This window comes from Rhodococcus sp. NyZ502, assembly GCF_041464245.1.
GTDB lineage: Bacteria > Actinomycetota > Actinomycetes > Mycobacteriales > Mycobacteriaceae > Rhodococcus_F > Rhodococcus_F qingshengii.
The window spans coordinates 257585-276925 of sequence record NZ_CP167155.1 but is presented as its reverse complement, the minus strand read 5'-3'; the positions used below and the strand labels follow the sequence as shown (position 1 = coordinate 276925).

The following is a 19341-nucleotide window of genomic DNA, read 5'->3' as shown; positions in this document are numbered from 1 at the left end:
GATCAGCGGGTCATGATCACCGGACCGTCTTCGGTGATCGCGACCGTGTGCTCACTGTGCGCAGCCCGGGCGCCCGAAACGGTGCGAAGGGTCCACCCGTCGGCGTCGTGCCGGTAGTCGTCGGTTCCGTCGGCGATGAGCATCGGTTCGATGGCGATGACCAGGCCGGGCCGTAGCCGGAAGCCTTTGCCTGCTCGGCCTTCGTTGGGCACGTCCGGGCCTTCGTGCATCTCGCGGCCGATGCCGTGCCCACCGTGATCGGCGAGCATTCCGTATCCGAGGCCGCGCGCGTACTGTCCGATCGCGGCACCGATGTCGCCCAATCGGTTTCCGGGCTGGGCGGCGGCAATGCCACGGGCTAGTGCCTCATCGGTCGCGTCGATCAGTGCCTGATCCTCACTACTTCCCTGTCCGACGGTGAAGCTGATGGCGGAGTCGCCGCACCAGCCGTCGAGTCTCGCACCGCAGTCGATACTGATCAGGTCACCGTCACGGAGTCGGTACCCATTCGGGATACCGTGCACCACAGCATCGTTCACGCTGATACAGGCCACACCGGGAAAGGGTATCGGCGCCGTCGCCGGCCGATAATTCAAGAACAGCGCCGAGGCGCCGGCAGCCGAAATGACCTCCGCGGCAACGGCGTCCAATTCGAGCAACGTCACTCCGACGCTCGCCGCCTCACGCGCCGCAGCCAGCGCCTGCGCGGTGATTCTCCCCGCCGCCGCCATCGCGTCGATTTCCCCTGCGGTCTTGATTTCGACCATCTCGAACACCTTCCTTGTCGAATAACTATACCGGTATTACTATAAGCACATGGTGCGCGTGCCGCTGACGGCGGAAGAACTCGAACGAGGACTACGACTGGGTGAACTCCTGCGATCGGCGCGGGGGGACCGAAGCATGGTTCAGGTAGCGCTCGACGCCGGCATCTCGGTCGAAACTCTGCGCAAGATCGAAACCGGCCGCATCGCGACACCTGCCTTCTTCACCATCAGCGCGGTCGCGGAAGTGTTGGGTATTTCACTCGACACCATCGCCCGAACACTTGAAACACCACAATCCGAACAGGAAGTTGCATCCTGAGTAGTTCTCTCAGGATGTGCGGGCCCGCACTCGCCTAACATCGTTCCTTGTGCCGTCTGAAGTAGTAGTGCCCCCGAAACCCGTGCCCACTGGCCCCGAAGCTCCCCGAGAATCGGATTCCCAGCGAGTCCGGACGGCACGACTCATCGCGATAGTCACCGGCCTTCTGGGCCTGCTTCTTGCACTCGCGACGCCCTTCCTGCCCGTCAAGCAGGAAGCCGCGAGCATCGACTGGCCGCAGGGTGGGACCGTCAACAGCGTCTCGTCGCCGCTGATCTCCTACTCGCCCACATCGCTCGACATCAGCATCCCCTGTTCCACCCTCGGCCAGTTGGGCGGCAGCGGCGGCACACTGCTCTCGACCATGCCGAACGGTGCGCCGGACCGAAACGCCCGCGGCCTCACCGTCCGCACCACTGCCGACCGCCTCGAAGCACTCACCCGTGATTCGGTGCTGATCTCGACCCCGCTCGATCAACTGAGCGGGTGCACGGCGATCACCATCACGACCAACTCCGAGCAGACCGTCGCGGCGGTCACCGGAATCGACGGCGTCGGCACCACCCTGACCGGTGACTACCGCCCACAGGTTGTCGGCATCTTCACCGACCTGCAGGGCGCAGCGCCCGCCGGACTGTCCGCCCACATGGACGTCGACTCCCGGTTCTCGTCCAGCCCCACACTTCTCAAACTGTTCGCGATGATCGTCGCGGCACTCTCGACCATCGTCTCGCTGTACGCACTGCACCGGATCGACGGCGTCGACGGCCGTCGTGCGCGGCGGTTCCTGCCGGCGCGATGGTGGAAGTTCACCGGCATCGACGCCCTGGTTATCGGCACGCTGGCGCTGTGGCATGTGTTCGGCGCCAACACTTCCGACGACGGTTACCTGCTCGGCATGGCCCGAGTCTCGGAGCACTCCGGGTACATGGCCAATTACTTCCGCTGGTTCGGAGTCCCCGAAGCGCCGTTCGGTTGGTACTACGACGTGCTGGCGCTGTTCGCGAAGGTCAGCACCGCGAGCATGTGGATGCGCCTGCCCGCGCTGATCGCCGGCATTCTGTGCTGGATGGTGATCAGCCGCGAGGTGATACCGCGACTCGGTGTTGCGGTGCGCCGCAACAAGGTTGCCATCTGGACCGGCGGGCTCGTGTTCCTCGCCTTCTGGCTGCCGTACAACAACGGCCTGCGTCCCGAGCCCATCATCGCCCTCGGCGCTCTGCTCACGTGGTGCTCCATCGAACGCGCCATCGCCACCGGACGTCTGTTGCCCGCCGCGATGGCCGTGCTGATCGCCGCATTCTCGCTGGCCGCCGGGCCTTCCGGGCTGATCGCCATCGGCGCGCTGATCGCCGGAGCCAGGCCGATCCTGCAGATCCTGATCGCCCGCGGCAAACGCGTCGGCTTCCTGTCCCAGATCATGCCGATTCTCGCCGCCGGAACCGTGGTGCTCGTCGCGGTCTTCGCAGATCAAACCCTCGCGACAGTTCTCGAATCGACCAGAGTGCGAACGGCCGTCGGGCCGAACGTTCCGTGGTTCGAGGAACGGTTACGTTGGGACGCACTGATGACCATCTCCCCCGACGGCTCACTGGCCCGCCGCTTCGGCATGTTCGTCATGATCGTCGGACTCGTCTTCTGCGTCATGATGATCCTGCGCAAGGGCCGGATCCCGGGCACCGCTATCGGGCCCTCGCGCCGAATCCTCGGGATCGTGTTCGCGTCGCTGCTCCTGATGCAGTTCACCCCCACCAAGTGGACTCACCACTTCGGTGTGTACGCCGGTCTGGCCGCCACGGTGGCCGTCCTCGCCGCCGTCGGTGTGAGTGCCTCGAGCATGCGTTCCAAACGAAACCGCGCGCTGTTCGCCGCGGGCATCCTGTTCATCCTCGCTGTGGCGTTCACGAGCTCCAACGGCTGGTGGTACGTCTCGAGTTACGGCGTCCCGTGGTGGGACAAGCCGCCGTCAATCGCCGGCAAGGGATTCTCGACGGCCTTCCTCGGCCTCACGATTCTCGCGCTGCTGCTGGCCGCGTGGTACCACGTCATGGAGCCGCGCCGGCGAAACGGCACAGAGGACAGCGTCAAGAAGACCAGGCGACTTCGCCTTCTCGCCCCGTCACCGTTGACCATCGCGGCCGGAGCGGTCGTGCTGTTCGAGGTGCTGTCCCTGCTCAAGGGCGCGGTCGCGCAGTACCCCGCGTATTCGATCGGCAAGTCCAACATCGAATCCGTCTTCGGCGGAAGCTGCGGTCTCGCGGGTGAGGTACTCGTCGAGTCCGATCCGAACGCCGGCGTTCTGCAATTGACGGATCGGCCCACCGATCTCGCCGGCGCGGGTGCATTCGGTGCGAGCGAATCAACCGGGTTCTCGCCGGACGGGGTTGCAGGCGACCTCACGGCCGACGCAGAAGACTCGACGGCAGGCAGTGCAAACAGCCTCGACACCTCGACCTCGCAGTCCGGCACCACCACGCCGGGAACCGGATCCGGCACCGCCGGTGGCTCGCAGTCGACGGCCGGCGTCAACGGCAGCAACGTCGCGCTCCCGTTCGGGCTCGACCCCGCAAAAACCCCGGTGCTCGGTAGTTACGGAGCACCTCAGAACGCGTCACTGACCACCGGTTGGTATTCACTCCCCGAGCGCAACGACGCCGCACCGCTCCTGACCGTCGCGGCCGCCGGACGCATCCGCTACGTCAACTCCGACGGCATCGTCACCCCCGGCGCAGTGCTGCAGGTCGAGTACGGCAAGAAGCAGGCAGACGGGAGCGTCGACGCACTGGGACGTGTCGATCCGATCGACATCGGCCCGTCGCCGTCGTGGCGCAACCTGCGCGTTCCGATGGATCAGCTGCCCGCCGACGCCGACACCGTGCGTCTGGTGGCCAGTGACACCGACATCAGCGCCGACCAGTGGCTGGCGGTCACACCGCCACGAGTGCCGACCATGCGCACGCTGCAGGACGTCGCCGGATCCACCGACCCGGTGCTGATGGACTGGGCTGTCGGTCTGGCCTTCCCGTGCCAACGTCCGGTGGATCACCTGTACGGCGTCGCCGAGATCCCCGACTGGCGCATCCTGCCCGACCGCATCGGCGCGGAGTCCACCAACGCCTGGCAGGACCACTACGGCGGCGGACCGCTCGGCTGGACTACCGAACTGCTCTCGGCCAGGGCATTGCCGACCTATCTGGACAACGACTGGGATCGTGACTGGGGATCGCTCGAGCAGTACACACCGCTCGATTCGGACGCGGTTCCCGCGCAAATGAACGTCACCACAGAGACCCGATCGGGCACCTGGACACCGGGCCCGATTCGTTACCAGTCGTAACTGTTACGCGTGGACCTACCAACCACCCAGGCACGGTAGGTCCACGCTCAGCCCTGACATACCATCGGTAGCCGTGCCCGACGCCGTGACAGCTTCACCTCAGACTTCGAGTTCGCCGCCTCCTGCTGGTCAGGATGCCCGCGAGCGTTTCCATCGCACGCGATGGGTCGCGATCATCGCCGGCTTGCTCGGCTTCGTGCTCGCACTGGCAACTCCGCTGCTTCCCGTCGTGCAGACGACGGCTTCGGTCAACTGGCCGCAGAACGGCGTGATCGGAGACGTCGAGGCACCGCTGATGGCGCAGGTTCCCATCGACGTCAACGCATCGATCCCCTGTACCGCGGTCAGCTCGCTGCCGGAGGGCGGCGGCATCTTGCTGTCGACGGCACCTGCACAGGGCGACGGCGCGGCACTGTCGTCGATGTTCGTCCGGGTGTCCGCGACGAGCGTCGACGTGCTCGATCGCAACGTCGTCGTCGCTTCGGCGGCACGCGAGGACGTCGAGTCCAGTCGCTGTGGCGCCATCGCGTTCAGCTCTGACGTCAACCGAACCACGGCAGAGTTCGTCGGACTGACCTATCCCGACGGCAACCCGATTCGTGGCCAGCTCGACGGTGACTTCCGCCCGCAGGTGGTCGGCGTCTTCAGCGACCTGCCCGACGGCGCTGCCCCCGAGGGCCTCGGCTTCTCGATGACGATCGACTCACGTTTCTCCTCGAGCCCCAGCGTCTTGAAGCTGGTCGCGATGATCGTGGCCGTCCTCTCGACCATCGTCGCGCTGGTCGCCCTGGCTCGCCTCGACGGCACCGACGGCCGCAAGCACCGACGCTTCCTGCCCGCACGCTGGTGGAAGTTCTCCGGTATCGACGGAGTGGTGGTCGGCACACTCGTCGTGTGGCACTTCATCGGCGCGAACACCGCCGACGACGGTTACCTCCTCACCATGGCCCGAGTCTCACCGGACGCGGGATACATGGCCAACTACTTCCGTTGGTTCGGCGTTCCGGAGGCCCCGTTCGGCTGGTATTACGAAGTCCTGGCCGTGATGGCGAAGATCTCGACGGCGAGCCCGTTCATGCGTCTGCCCGCTCTGCTCGCCGGAATCCTCTGCTGGATGGTCATCAGCCGCGAGGTCGTCCCGCGTCTCGGGCGGGCGGTTCGCCGGAGCAACGTCGCCCTCTGGACCGGCGGGCTGGTGTTCCTGTCCTTCTGGCTGGCGTACAACAACGGTCTTCGCCCCGAACCCATCGTGGCTCTCGGCGCACTGCTCACCTGGTGCTCCATCGAGCGCGCCATCGCCACCGGACGTCTGCTGCCCGCGGCCACGGCAATCTTGATCGGCGCCTTCACTCTTGCCGCCGCACCCACCGGATTGATGTGTATCGCAGCCCTTCTCGCCGGTGTGCGCCCGTTGGTGCGCATCGTCGTCAAGCGTCACCGACTGGTCGGCACCCTGCCGCTTCTCGCTCCGATCGCCGCTGCCGGAACCATCGTGCTGGTCGTCATCTTCGCCGACCAGACCTTTGCCGGTGTCATGGAGGCCACGCGCGTCCGAACGATCATCGGCCCCAATCTCGAGTGGTACCAGGACTTCCTGCGCTACTACTACCTCTTCGTCCAGACGGTCGACGGCTCGGTTGCCCGACGCTTCGCGTTCTTGACGATGATCCTGTGCCTCTTCACGACGCTCTTCGTGTTGTTGCGCCGCGGCCGCGTCCCCGGCGCGGCAACCGGTCCGTCGTGGCGCCTGGTCGGCGTCGTCTTCGGCACGATGTTCCTGATGATGTTCAACCCCACCAAGTGGACTCACCACTTCGGTGCGTACGCGGGCATCGCCGGTTCTCTCGCCGCGCTGACCGCCGTGGCCGTGTCCGCGTCCGCCCTGCGCTCGCGTCGTAACCGATCGGTGTTCGTGGCCGGACTGCTCCTGATGCTCGCGTTGACGTTCGCCGGCATCAACGGCTACTGGTACGTCTCGAGTTACGGCGTGCCGTGGTTCGACAAGACCATCTCCTACGACGGCCGTGAATCCAACACCCTGTTCCTCGCGCTCTTTGCTCTCGCCTTGGCCTTTGCCGCCTGGCAGTACCTGCGTGAGGGATTCGCCGCCCCGCCCGAGAAGCCGAACACGGCCAAGGGCAGACGAATTCGCAAGTTCGCGGCCGCTCCCCTCACCGTGATTGCCGGTCTGATGGTCCTGTTCGAGGTGCTCTCGCTACTCAAGGGCGCGGTGTCGCAGTACCCGGCGTACTCGCTGGGCCGAAGCAACATCGAGGCACTCGCGGGCAAGACCTGCGGCATGGCCGAGGACGTTCTGGTCGAGACCGACGTCAATTCCGGGAATCTGCGGCCTCTGACCGCTCCCGGATTCAACGCCGAGGATCCGTTGTCCGGAGTTGATTCGAAGGGCTTCTCCCCCAATGGGGTTCCCAGCGATCTGACTGCGGATTACATCGAAGTCAAGCAGGGCATGGGTAATACCGACAGCCAGAGCGTCGGTCCCACCTTCGCCACCGGTTCCGGCGCCGGAACCAGCGGCGGCACCGGCAACGTCGGCGTCAACGGCAGCACGGCCAAGCTCCCCTTCGGCCTCGATCCGTCGAAGACACCGGTCATGGGCAGCTACCAGCCCGGCGTGCAGGAACCTGCTTCCCTCATCTCGAGTTGGTACGGATTGCCCACTCGCAGTGAAGAATCACCGCTAGTGGTCATGTCCGTCGCCGGGCGTGTGTGGTCCGTCGACAACACGGGTGCGATCACGTACGGCCAGTCACTGTTGGTCGAGTACGGCAAGACTCAGCCCGACGGAACCGTGCAGGTTCAGGGTTCGTACATGCCGCGAGACATCGGACCCGCGCCGTCGTGGCGCAACGTCCGTATCCCGATCGACGAACTCGCGCCGGACGCCGACGCCGTTCGGGTGGTCGCGTTCGATCCCAACCTCACGGGCGATCAGTGGATGGCATTCACGCCGCCGCGCGTGCCCAAGCTCGAGTCCCTGAACTCGTACATCGGCAACGAGCAGCCGGTGCTCCTGGACTGGGCTGTCGGCCTTCAGTTCCCGTGCCAACGTCCGTTCACACATCAGAACGGCGTGGCCGAGATGCCGAACTTCCGCATCCTCCCGGACCGTCCTCTTGCGGTCAGTTCCACCGACACCTGGCAGTCCGCGGACAACGGTGGCCCGCTCGGATTCACCGAGGTTCTTGCCGGTGCGACGACGGTTCCTACGTACCTGAAGGACGACTGGGCGCGGGACTGGGGATCACTCGAGCGGTACGACCGGTACTTCCCCAATGCGGTTCCGGCAGAGGTGGAGACGGGCACCGCAACCCGCTCGGGCATGTGGATGCCCGGCGAGATGCGAGTGCACTAGCCTGCGCTACCTACTCGGGTGACTGCTCGGGTGCGACGTACGGAGACGGCAGAGACCGCTCCGACAACGACGACGCACCCGAGTAGTTGCCCAACGCCTGGCCGTTCGCCGAGCAGCACGACCGCCAGCAGTACGGCAAGTACCGGTTGCATGAGCAGGAGCGTCGCGCCCACCTCGGCGGGAAGCCGAGGGAGCGAGTTCCCCATCAGCATCCAGCCGAACACCTGGCCGACCAGTGCCAGTGCCGCGAGCCAGCCGAAGGCTTCCCAGCCTGGGACGAAATCGATCCGGCCCCACAGTGATCCGATGACGGACCCGGCGATGCCCGCGGACGTCGTCGAGATCAACACCTGGCTCGCTGCCCGATCCGCCTCGCCCGTCCGGCCGACCACGAAGATGTAGCCGCCGTAGGCGATTCCGGAGACGAGCGAGAGCCCCGTTCCCCACAGCAAGTTGTCGCCGGTTCCCCCACCCCCGAACACGCCGCCCGCCAAGGCGATTCCCGTGAACATGAACGGCAGGGCGAAGACGAACCGCATCGGCACCCGATGGCCGAACACCAACCAGGACAGTGCGGGCACCACGACCACCTGCACGTTCACGACGACGCTCGCCATCCCCGCGCCGATCATCAGAATCGACTGCGACCACAACGCGAAATCCAGCCCGAGCAGCAGACCGCCGAGCACCTGCAGAACGACTGCCCGCCGGCTCGGCTTGCCCACCCGGCGGTACTCCCGCCACGCCAACCACAACAGCGGCGGCAAGGCCAGGAAGCAACGGAAGAAGACGGCGGTCGAGGGCCCCACATCGGCCAGCTTGATGAGGAGCGAACTGATCGAGATCGCAGCTGCGCCTCCGACGACGAGCAGTCGAGGGTCGATGCGCCCCCGAGGAGTTCGGCTGGGTGTCGGTGTCTGCGCGGTCGCGGGGGTCAGTGTGGTCACTCGACAATGTTCCTGCCGCTAACTATTCAGCACAAGCAAATATTCAGACCGTATATTCGGTAGCATTACTACTGTGTTGAATCTCGAAAGACTTCGCGCCCTGCACGCCGTCGCCGAGAACGGATCAGTGGCGGCTGCCGCCCGCACCTTGCATGTCACACCGTCCGGGATTTCGCAGCAGTTGAACAAGCTCGAGCGCGAGGTCGGTGTTCCGCTCCTCGAACCGCAGGGCCGCGGTGTGCGACTCACAGAAGCGGGCCGAATCCTCGCGCGCCGAACCGCAGAGGTTCTCTCGACGCTCGCTCAGGCCGAGGCGGAAATCGCGTCGCTGCAGAGCGAGGTGACGGGCCGCGTACGTATCGGCGCCCTGGTCTCCCCCAGCAGGACGGTGCTGCCGCGAGCCATCGCCGAGATCAGGCATTCGCACCCGCAGCTCGAAATCACCTTCAACGAAGGCGAATCCGAAGAACTGCTCCCCGCACTGATTCGCCGCGACCTCGACGTCGTGGTGGTCGACAGTTGGAGCACTCTGCCCGTCGAACTTCCCGACGGACTCTCCTTCACGCCCGTGTACGACGACGTGGCGCTGCTCGCTCTCCCGGCGTCAGATCCGCTGGCGGAGAACAAGGTCGTCGCGCTCAGCGAGCTGTCCGAGCATGCCTGGGCGACGTGGACACGGGGAACGGACTTTCACACCTTCACCGTCCGGACCCTGCGCGCGCAGGGGTTCGACCCACGAATCGAGTACGAGGTCGCCGAGTTTCCCACCCAGGTCGAATTCGTCGCTCAGGGCCTCGCCGTCGCATTGATTCCACGTCTGGCGAGAGTTGTACCGCCGGAAGGTGTTCGAATGCTCGACACGGTTCCGCCGCTCGGCCGAGACATTTACCTCGCCTGGCGGACAGACAGCGAAAGGCCGGCCGTCCTGGCGGCGATAGAAGCGCTACGCCGCCAGTTCGACGCCCTCGGTGACAAAAAGAACTAGAGCGGCATCAAGTTGTGCTTGCGCGGGTTCTTGAAGATCGTCTTGTCCGCGAGCAACTTCAGAGCCTTACGGATCTCGAGACGCGTCTGCGAAGGCTCGATCACCGCGTCGATGTATCCGCGCTCGGCCGCGATGTACGGCGTCGCGACGAACTCGTTGTAGAAGTTGATCAGCTGAGCACGCACCGCGGGTGCATTCTCGCCGGCCTCGGCGAGCTGACGCCGCCCCATGATGTTGACGGCACCCTCGGCGCCCATCACGGCGATACGAGCGGTCGGCCACGCGAGGTTGATGTCGGCACCGAGCTGCTTGCAGCCCATGACGGCATAACCGCCGCCGTACGCCTTACGAACCACCACGGTCACCTTCGGCACAGTGGCTTCGATGTACGAGAACAGGAAACGCCCGCCGCGCTTGATGACGCCGACCTTTTCCTGATCGACGCCGGGAAGGAAGCCCGGTGTGTCGACGACGAAGACGAGCGGGATGTTGAAGGCGTCGCACAGGCGCACGAAGTGGGCTGCCTTGTCGGAGCTGTCCGCGTCGAGGGCGCCACTGAGGTACGTGGGCTGGTTGGCCACGACACCGACGGGCAGGCCGTCGACGCGGGAGAATCCGGTGATCACGTTGTGCGCGACCTGGGCTCCGATTTCGTGGAAAGTGCCGTCGTCGAAGATCCGCAGAATGATGTCGTGCATGTCGTAGCCGGCATTGTCGGCATCCGGCATGAACGCATTGAGTTCGAGATCCGACTCGGTGATCTCGGGTTCGAGGCCCGGGTTGATCAGCGGCGCCTTCTCCTGGCACGACGACGGCATGAAGCTCAGGTACTCACGCACCCAGTCGAAGGCAGCCTTCTCGTCGGGAGCGACGTGATGGATGTTTCCGTACTCCGCCTGCTTGCGGGCTCCACCCAAGTCCTCGAGGCTGACCTCTTCGCCGGTGACCGACTTGATGACGTCGGGTCCGGTGACGAACATGTACGACTCTTCGGTAGCGACCACGACGTCCGTGTTGATCGGGGCGTACACGGCACCGCCGGCGCATTTACCGAGGATGACCGAGATCTGCGGGCACAGGCCGGACAACGGCTCCTGACGTGAACCCATGTTGGCGTACCAGGCCAACGAGGAAACGGCGTCCTGGATGCGAGCTCCACCGGAATCGTTGATACCGACGACCGGGCAGCCCACCTTCAGCGCAAAATCGTTGACAGCTGCGACCTTACGGCCGAACATCTCTCCGGCGGCACCGCCGAACACCGTCTGATCGTGCGCGAACACGGCTACCGGACGCCCGTCGACGGTTCCGTGACCGGTCATGACGCCGTCGCTGTACGGGTTGCCCTCGCCCGCCATCTTCACCAGGGCACCGATCTCGATGAAGCTACCGGGGTCGAGCAACATGTCGATGCGCTGGCGCGGCGTGCTGTGCCCTGCTGCATCGCGCTTGGCAATGGCCCGAGCCGAGCCGGGTTCCTTTGCCTTCTCCAACTTTTCGCGGAGTTCAGCGAGCTTCTCCGCGGTGGTTGTCGTCACTTCTGAACTCCGGTTTCCGCTGCTTTGGTCTGAGCTGTCTCGATCTGGGCCAGCTTGGTGGTGAGGTCTGCCGCAACCTTCGCGATGTACGGCTCGTCGACGATCTGCAGGTGGTCCCCGCCGATGTAGACGACCTCGAGGTTCTTCACGTAGTCACCCCAGCCACCATCCGCCTTGCGGGTCTTGAATGCAGGCTCGAGCGTCATCAGCTCGTCGTGGTACTTGTCAGCCATGTAGAGCACGACGTCGCCGTCGTAACTGCTGAACTCGGCCGTCTGGATGGCGCGATTGTCCAACCACGACGTCCGCTGATGCTCGATGATGCCGCCGGGAATCTTGGCGCCGCTCATCTTGATCATGTCCATCAAGATCTGGATCTGATCCTCGTCGGCTTCGGTGGAAGCCAGAACGTCAAGCGGCAGCGGCACATCCAGGTTGTAGGTGCGCTTGGCGAACTTGCCGTAGCGCTCCCAACGCTTGCGTCGTTCCGCCTCGGTGTCCGGCACGACCTCGCCGGCCATGACGGTGTCGAGCAGCCCGACCACACGCACGTCGGCGCCCTGCTCGCGCAGCAACTTCGCGACCGCATACGACATCACGCCACCGAACGACCAGCCACACAGCACGTACGGCCCGTCGCCCTGGATCTCACGCAGCAGCGGAACGTAAGCAGCAGCGCGGGTTTCGATCGAGCCCTCGACCCGCTCGAATCCGTACATCGGCGTGCCTGCGGGCAGGCGCTTGAGCAGAGGCTCGTACGTCACCGTCGAACCACCGGCAGCATGGAAGACGAATACCGGTACGGCAGTGGAACCTTCGGGACGGGCACGCAGAGTACGTACGAGTCCGTCGATCTTGCCGTCGTCCTCGAGGTACTGGCGAACGACGTCCGCAAGCTCTTCGATGGTGGTGGAGTCGAGAACGTCGTCGAGAGTGATCTCGCCGCCGGCACGCTCGGAAAGCCGAGCAGCAAGCTTCTCGGCGACCTCGTCACCGACGATCGGCAGATCGTTGAAGATGCCCTTGGCCGACTTCCCGGTGACAACCGCCCACGTCGCAAACGTCAAGCGCTCGGCCGCATCTCGCGGCGGAACGTCCGAGCCTGCGTCGTCGGCAGTTCCGGCTCGAGAAGGATCGGAAGGCGCAGCAGCAACCGGAGCAGTGGTAGGTAGTTCCACTGCCACCTCTGCGGGAGCAACGTCCTCGTCAGCAGCGTCGGCTGCCAACTTCTCCGCGGCCTGCTTGTCGGCCATCGCCTGAACCTCTTCGCGATTGTCGATCGCGTAGCGCAGGTACTTGTTGACCTCGTTGAGGCTCGCATCCTTGACTGCCTGGAGCTGGAGCTGCGGAATGTCGAACTCGTACTCGACGCGGTTCTTGATACGCATCGCCATGAGCGAGTCGAGACCCAGTTCGATGAGCGGAACCTCGGCCGGCAGATCCTCCGGCGAGTACCCCATCGACTCGGCAACCACGATCTTGAGGCGGTCGTCGAGGCTCTGCGAACCGTTCGGATCCCACTTGTCTCCGGCGTCTTCGACGACCTCGGCCAGGGATTCCATCGGCGCACTGGTCTTGACCGGCGCGCTGACGACCAGCTCGGGCAGCGGCTCACCGGACGTGACGACGGCGTCGAAGAGCAGACGGAACATAGCACCCTCACGAGCGTGCACCTGCACCGACGCTCCACCCGGATGCGGGTTGAGTGTCGTCGTCAGGGTCGCAGCGCCGGCCAGCTCACCATGGGGAACGGCAGCGGTGAGAGCGACATCCGAAAGCACCTGTCCGGCAGCGGCGCTCACCAGCACCGCCAGGTCGGTGACGGCGGATGCGTCGACCTCCCACACGTGGCGGCCGTCGGGCAGAGCGACGTGCGAACCGGGTACGCGAGCCGAACCGCCGGCACTGACGCGAATGTCGAGCCAATACGGCTTACGCAGGAATGCGGTACGCGGAACCGAAGCGAAATCGCCTGCGGGAAGCAGAGACTCGAGGTTCACGGCATGGCCGTGCACGTACAGCTGCGCGAGAGCGGCAAGAACACCCGCGGACTCGTCTTCCTTACGCTTGAGCGTCTGGATGAGCTCCATGTCGTGCAGGCCCGAATCGAAAGCGGTAGCCGCCACCGACATCAGCGTCACCGGATTGGGTGCAAGCTCGACAAAAGTGGTGTGGCCGTGGGCAACTGCACCGCGTACCGCATTGGTGAAGTACACGCTGTGGCGAAGACCCTTGACCCAGTACGCCTCTTGATGGATCGGCTCGTGACCGGGACGGTAGAAGGTGTCCTTGTCGACGGACGAGTAGACGCCGAGCTTCAACGTGGTCGGCTCGATACCGGCCAACTCCGCGGCAAGCTCGCCGAGCAGCGGATCTACCTGCGAAGTATGGCTGGCGCCCTTGGTCTGCAGGACACGCGCCATCTTGCCGTCGGCCTCGGCGGCCGCGACGATCGCCTCGATGTCCGGCTGTGGTCCACCGATCACCGTGTGCGTCGGAGCTGCGTAAACACAGACCTCGAGCTTGGGGTACGTGGGCAGTAGCGCCTCGATCTCGGATGCGCTGTACTCGAGCAGAGCCATCAGACGGATGTCGTCACCGACAAGTGCGCCCTCGGCCTCACCCATCAGCCGTGAACGTGAACAGATCACGCGGACAGCGTCTTCCAGGTTCAGGCCGCCGGAAACGTACGCGGCAGCGGCCTCACCCATCGAGTGCGGAACCACGGCTTCGGCCTCGGCGCCGTGGTGACGCAGCAACGCGGCCAGACCGACCTGGATGGTGAAGATTCCCACCTGCGCGGTCTCGACGTTGTACTCGATCGAATCGTCGAGGAACATCTCGACCATCGAGTAACCGGCCTCGTCCTGGATCAGCGCGTCGACCTCGTCGACGGCCGCCTTGAAGGCCGAGTTCTCCGTGTAGAGCTGCTTGGCCATCTTGCGGTGCTGCGAGCCGAAGCCCGAGAACACCCACACCGCGCCCTTGGGCGACGGCGAGTCGGCGGAGAAGACTCCTTGAGCAGGCTTGCCTGCGGCGACGGCGCGCAGCGAGCTGATGGCCTCGGAGCGCGTCTTCGCCAGAACAGCGGCGCGCGAGCGTCCGTGGTTGCGACGCGCGAGTGTGCGGGCGACGTCGGCGAGGGGCGTCTTGCTTCCCTCTTCGGTTTCGAGCCAGTCGGCCAGATCAGCGGCTGCGCGGCGACGACGCGACGGCAGCGCACCGGAAACGGCCAGCACAACGGTGCTCTCGTTCTCTGCTGCCGGTTCGTCGACCACCGGGGCATCCACAACCGGTTCATCGACTACCGTCTCGGCAGGCACGTATTCCTTGACCACGACGTGCGCGTTGGTTCCGCCGAAACCGAAACCGGAAACACCGGCGACAGCCTTGCCGGTGTAACGCGGCCAGTCGGTGGCCTCGGGCGTCACCTGCAGGTGCGACTTCTCGAAGTCGATGTGCGGGTTCGGGCCCAGGTAGTTGATCGTCGCGGGAATCTTGTTTTCCTGCATCGCCAAAACGACCTTGATCAGGCCGGCGGCGCCCGCAGCTGCTTCCAGGTGCCCGAAGTTGGTCTTCGCGCTACCGAGCAGAGCCGGCTTGTCTTCGTCACGACCACGACCGACGACACGACTGAGCGCGTCGGCCTCGATGGGATCACCGAGATCGGTACCCGTTCCGTGCGCCTCGATGTAGTCGACGGTGGTCGGCAAGATTCCGGCGTCGCGGTACGCGAAACGCAACACGTCGGCCTGGGCATCGGGATTGGGTGCGAGCAGACCGTTGGAACGGCCGTCCTGGTTGACCGCGGATCCGGCGATCACCGCGAGGATGGAATCTCCGTCACGCTCGGCGTCTTCGAGGCGCTTGAGCACGACGAGTCCGCCGCCCTCACTGCGAACGATTCCCTGAGCCTGAGCGGAGAAGGCACGCAGTTTTCCGTCGGGAGCGAGCATCCCGGTCTGATCGAAACCGAGGGTTCCGGGAGGGGCCAGCAGCATGTTGACGCCACCGGCCAGCGCGATGTTGGAGTCACCGCTGCGCAGCGAGCGCACAGCCTCGTGAACGGCAACCAGCGAAGACGAACACGCGGTGTCCAGAGCGATGGACGGTCCACGGAAGTCGAAGAAGTACGAGACCCGGTTCGCGACGATCGCCGTCGACGTTCCGGTCAACGCGTACGGATGCGCCGTCGTCGGATCACTGACCGCGAGCAACTGGTAGTCGTTGGCGGAACTGCCGATGAAAACACCGACCTGCTTGCCCTTGAGCCCACTGGCCGGAATGCGAGCGTGCTCGAGTGCTTCCCACGCGAGTTCGAGTGCGAGGCGCTGCTGCGGATCGACGTTGACGACCTCGAGCGGAGACATCGCGAAGAACTCGGCGTCGAAACCCTTGACGTCGTCGAGGTACCCGCCCTTGGTGTTCGCGTTCTCGACCGCGGCCTTGATGGCGGGATCCGACATGAACTCGGCCCAGCGGTCCTCGGGGAGGTCGCTGATGCCGTCGCGTCCGTCCGCCAGCATTTCCCACATGTCCGAAGGCGTGTGCCCGGCACCGGGGAATCGTGTGGACAGTCCGACGATGGCGATGTCGTGAGCGTCCGTCGTGCCGCCTGAGACGTAGTACGAGGCGTCGACGGTCTCCTGCGGCGCCTCGGGCTCACCTTCAATGATCCGAGTAGCCAGCGAAGCGATGGTGGGGTGTTGATAGGCAACCGTGGCGGTCAGCGTGACGCCGAGCAGATCCTCGATGTCTCCGCTCAGAGCGACTGCGTCCCGCGAGGCGAGCCCGAACTCTTCCATCGGGCGATCGTCCGTGATCGAACCCGCCGGCTGACCGGTCGCGTTGGCGATCCAATTGCGAAGCCACTCACGCAGCTGCGCGACACTCATCTCGCTCACAACGTCTTTGCTCTGCGCACCATCTTGTTCAACCATCAACTCACCAAGCCACCGATCATGAAGGGACTGCTCCTCAAACGCTATCGGGGAATGCGGTCTGCTGATAGCCGCCTCGCAACGTTCCCTCGATATAGCTCGCCTTACACGCGCGGCGAGCGATCTTGCCGCTGGACGTACGCGGAATCGAGCCCGCGGGGACGAGCAGGATGTCTCGGGCCGTGACACCGTGACGGGAAGAAATCGCCGCACGCACGGTGTCCGCGATCGGCTGCGGATCGGCCTTGCCTGCGCCGGGAGCACGCTCGGCCACGATGACCAACTGCTCCGAGGAATCGTCGTCGTCGAACTTCAGACCCGAGTGCGTGTTGGAGAACACGACGGACGGCAGCTGGTTGGCCGGTACGGCAAACGCAGCGATGAAGCCGGGGCGCAGAGCCGGGCTGGCTTCCTGAGCCGAAGCCTCGAGGTCCTGCGGGTAATGATTGCGACCGTCGACGATCACGAGGTCCTTGACGCGACCGGTGATGTACAGCTCGCCGTCGACGTAGACGCCGAAGTCGCCGGTACGCATCCAGTTGGCATCCGCCGGCGTGCCCTCGGTGTGGCTGTCTTCGCTCAACCGATTGTCCAGCTTGTTGTGAAAGGTCTCCGCCGTCTCGTCGGGGCGACCCCAGTAGCCGATACCGATGTTCTCGCCGTGCAACCAGATCTCGCCGACGTGATTGTCGGGGACCTCGGTCAGCGTCTCGGGATCGACGATCGCCGCCCACTGACTGCGCGAGACGTACCCACAGGAGACCTGCGCGATTGCGTTCTCGGAGTACTGGTCGACGATGACCATGCGTCCCTTGTTGAGTTCCGTGCGGTCGACGTAGATGACCTTGGCCTCGTCGGAATGCTTGGTCGAGGAGACGAAGAGCGTCGCCTCGGCCATGCCGTACGACGGCTTGATCGCAGTCTTGGGCAGACCGTACTGAGCAAAAGCGTCGTTGAACTTGCGCATCGACGACGTCGTGACCGGCTCACTGCCGTTGATCAGACCGATGACGTTGCTCAGGTCCAGGGTCTCGCCGTCCTTCGGCAGGCCACGCGCGGCAGCGTGCTCGAAAGCGAAGTTGGGAGCGGCGGCAAAGGTGCCGGCGCCGTCGGAAACCGCAGCAAGTTCCTTGATCCACCGGTACGGCCGCTGCACGAAAGCGCGCGGGCTCATGATGGTGATGTACTTGCCGCCCAGAGCAGGCAGGATGACCGTCAGCAGGCCCATGTCGTGGAACAGCGGCAGCCACGTGACGCCCCGAGAGTCCTCGTTGAGTTCGATGGAGTCGACCATCTGGAGCGCGTTCGTTCCGACAGCACGATGGGTGATCTCCACGCCGGCGGGAACTCGGGTCGAACCCGAGGTGTACTGCAGGTACGCGATGTCGTCGAGTTCGATGTCGGGGCGAACCCACGTTTCACCGACGGTGTCGGGAATCGCGTCGACGGCGATGATGCGCGGACGCTCGGCAGCGGGAAGCGAGCGGAACAACTGTCGAACACCGGCTGCCGACGATGCGGCAGTCAGAATCGCAGTCGGCTTGCAGTCACCGAGAACAGCGTGAAGACGGTCGGTGTGACCGGGCTCGTCCGGATCGAAGAGCGGCACCGCGATGGAACCGGCCTGAATGGCCGCGAAGAACGAAATGACGTAGTCGAGTCCCTGCGGAGCAAGAATCGCGACACGGTCGCCACGCTTGGTGACCTGCTGCAGACGGGCTGCAACAGCGCGCAGACGCACACCGAACTGCTCCCAGGTCAGCTCCAGGGCTTCACCGTCACGCTCGCGTGAGTAGTCGATGTACCGATACGCGAGCTCGTCCGCGTTGACACGCGAGTGTTGCTCGACGTAGTCGACCAGCGTGAAGCCTGGTTGCAGGCGGATCTGGCCCTTCTCGTCGAGAAAGCCATCGAACAGCGCGTTCATTCCATCTCCTCCGAAGCGATCACACAAGCACTGTCTTTCATGCCTGCGCCCCAGACTTCCTTCGCTCTCTCGGGTCCATCTTCGATCAATCGAATCGCACTTTGTGCGCAACTCACCTGAATCACTTCATCGATCCCAAACCATCGATATGTTACAGATTCGCATCGTCCGTATTCTCCGGCCTACTCGCCCGCCAGTAACGGGATGATCGGGGCGAACGCTTCCATCTGCGTCGGGAAGACCCCGACGTACGACATCGACGTCTTCTCGCGGACCAGTCGAATCTGGTCTGCGATTTCCTCGAAAGTGCCCACAGCCAGGTATGGAGAGTTCAACAGCTCCTCCACGCTCAGCTTACGATCCACTTCGATGTTCGGCGGAAAACCTTGGTCCAGAGCGGCGATTGCCATTTCGGCAGCCTGCTCTCGATCGTCGGTGATCATGATCATGGTGATGGTCCAGTTGAGTTCGATCTCATCGAAACGCTCGCCGGCAGCTTCGCGGATCCGCTCGACACGTTCGATGGTCTTTTCCATCGTGATTCCGGAGAGCAGAAGCCGCCCGTCACGGTTCGTCGGTGTGGCGACCGAGATGATGTCCGCGTACTTCGCCGCGAGAGCAAGCATCTTCGGGCCTCCGCCGCCCACGATGATCGGTGGCCGCGGGCCCTGCCGCGGTCGCGGGCTGCCCTTGAGGCCGCGCACCTGATAGTGCTTGCCTTCGAAAGTGCATTCCTGCCCGCGCAGAAGAACGTCGAGAATCTGCAGAGACTCCTCGAGCTTCTCGATGCGAACGCCCGGGCTCTCGTAGGCGATGCCGCCCTTGTCGAACTCTTCCTTCATCCAGCCCGCACCGATACCGAGTTCGAGTCGACCACCGGACAGCACGTCGATTGTCGCCGCGTCCTTCGCGAGCACAGCGGGATGACGGAAGCCGTTGGCCAACACGGCGGTGCCGAGACGAATCTTGTCGGTGGCCACCGCGAGCGCTCCGAGAGCGGCGATCGGGCCGACCTGATTACCCAGGTGATCCGGAATCATGAACGAGTCGTAGCCGAGTTCCTCGGCCTTCTGCGCGAGCTTGACGAAGCGTCGCGCACCACCCTCTTCGGCGTTGCCCTCGCCACCGGCCGCAAACCGAAATTTGCGTAGGGCATCGCTGCCGTGGGTGGAACTCATATATCGATCTCCTGTGATGGACACGTA

10 protein-coding genes are annotated in these 19341 nt (G+C 64.5%); 4 read left to right on the top strand and 6 right to left on the bottom strand.

Annotation, left to right across the window (positions count from 1 at the left end):
• Window positions 1-2: 2 nt before the first annotated feature.
• Entirely contained in the window at window positions 3-767 is a 765-nt protein-coding gene (gene map / locus ACBG85_RS01275) for a type I methionyl aminopeptidase (RefSeq protein ID WP_029537381.1), read from the bottom strand.
• Between the two features lie 49 nt (window positions 768-816).
• Here map and ACBG85_RS01270 point away from each other — a divergent pair, with 49 nt between their 5' ends.
• The 3 genes from ACBG85_RS01270 (at window position 817) to ACBG85_RS01260 (ending at window position 7799) form a co-directional block, all read left to right on the top strand.
• Entirely contained in the window at window positions 817-1086 is a 270-nt protein-coding gene (locus tag ACBG85_RS01270; protein ID WP_003943854.1) for a helix-turn-helix domain-containing protein, read from the top strand.
• Window positions 1087-1168: 82 nt separating this feature from the next.
• Window positions 1169-4423, top strand: a complete 3255-nt coding sequence (locus tag ACBG85_RS01265) for an arabinosyltransferase domain-containing protein (RefSeq protein WP_372027928.1) — start codon at window positions 1169-1171, stop codon at window positions 4421-4423.
• 73 nt (window positions 4424-4496) lie between these two features.
• Window positions 4497-7799, top strand: a complete 3303-nt coding sequence (locus tag ACBG85_RS01260) for an arabinosyltransferase domain-containing protein (RefSeq protein ID WP_030535817.1) — start codon at window positions 4497-4499, stop codon at window positions 7797-7799.
• Here the strand turns inward: ACBG85_RS01260 and ACBG85_RS01255 are convergent.
• The gene (locus ACBG85_RS01255) at window positions 7796-8746 is read right to left on the bottom strand and encodes a DMT family transporter (RefSeq protein WP_372025880.1); all 951 of its coding nucleotides are present in this window, start codon (window positions 8744-8746) and stop codon (window positions 7796-7798) included. The genes ACBG85_RS01260 and ACBG85_RS01255 overlap by 4 nt on opposite strands.
• 73 nt (window positions 8747-8819) lie before the next feature.
• On the opposite strand from ACBG85_RS01255, the gene ACBG85_RS01250 reads away from it, so the two are divergent.
• Entirely contained in the window at window positions 8820-9731 is a 912-nt protein-coding gene (locus tag ACBG85_RS01250; RefSeq protein WP_338927026.1) for a LysR family transcriptional regulator, read from the top strand.
• Here the strand turns inward: ACBG85_RS01250 and ACBG85_RS01245 are convergent.
• The 4 genes from ACBG85_RS01245 to ACBG85_RS01230 form a co-directional block, all read right to left on the bottom strand.
• Window positions 9728-11269: an acyl-CoA carboxylase subunit beta gene (locus ACBG85_RS01245; protein WP_003943957.1), complete on the bottom strand. Its 1542-nt coding sequence runs from the start codon at window positions 11267-11269 to the stop codon at window positions 9728-9730. The two genes, ACBG85_RS01250 and ACBG85_RS01245, sit on opposite strands and share 4 nt — an antisense overlap.
• The gene (gene pks13 / locus ACBG85_RS01240) at window positions 11266-16209 is read right to left on the bottom strand and encodes a polyketide synthase Pks13 (protein ID WP_042447617.1); all 4944 of its coding nucleotides are present in this window, start codon (window positions 16207-16209) and stop codon (window positions 11266-11268) included. The genes ACBG85_RS01245 and pks13 overlap by 4 nt, the downstream gene beginning before the upstream one ends.
• A 37-nt stretch (window positions 16210-16246) precedes the next feature.
• Window positions 16247-18136 carry a long-chain-fatty-acid--AMP ligase FadD32 gene (fadD32, locus tag ACBG85_RS01235; RefSeq protein WP_003943899.1) on the bottom strand — a complete coding sequence of 630 codons (1890 nt, stop codon included), beginning with the start codon at window positions 18134-18136 and terminating at the stop codon, window positions 16247-16249.
• 182 nt (window positions 18137-18318) lie between these two features.
• The gene (locus ACBG85_RS01230) at window positions 18319-19314 is read right to left on the bottom strand and encodes an LLM class F420-dependent oxidoreductase (protein WP_007731815.1); all 996 of its coding nucleotides are present in this window, start codon (window positions 19312-19314) and stop codon (window positions 18319-18321) included.
• Between the last annotated feature and the right edge of the window lie 27 nt (window positions 19315-19341).

Bases quoted from the DNA above. Each gene is read 5' to 3' on its own strand.
- map (WP_029537381.1), bottom strand. From the start codon at position 767: ATGGTCGAAATCAAGACCGCAGGGGAAATCGACGCGATGGCGGCGGCG.
- ACBG85_RS01270 (WP_003943854.1), top strand. From the start codon at position 817: ATGGTGCGCGTGCCGCTGACGGCGGAAGAACTCGAACGAGGACTACGA.
- pks13 (WP_042447617.1), bottom strand. From the start codon at position 16,209: ATGGTTGAACAAGATGGTGCGCAGAGCAAAGACGTTGTGAGCGAGATG.
- fadD32 (WP_003943899.1), bottom strand. From the start codon at position 18,136: ATGAACGCGCTGTTCGATGGCTTTCTCGACGAGAAGGGCCAGATCCGC.
- ACBG85_RS01230 (WP_007731815.1), bottom strand. From the start codon at position 19,314: ATGAGTTCCACCCACGGCAGCGATGCCCTACGCAAATTTCGGTTTGCG.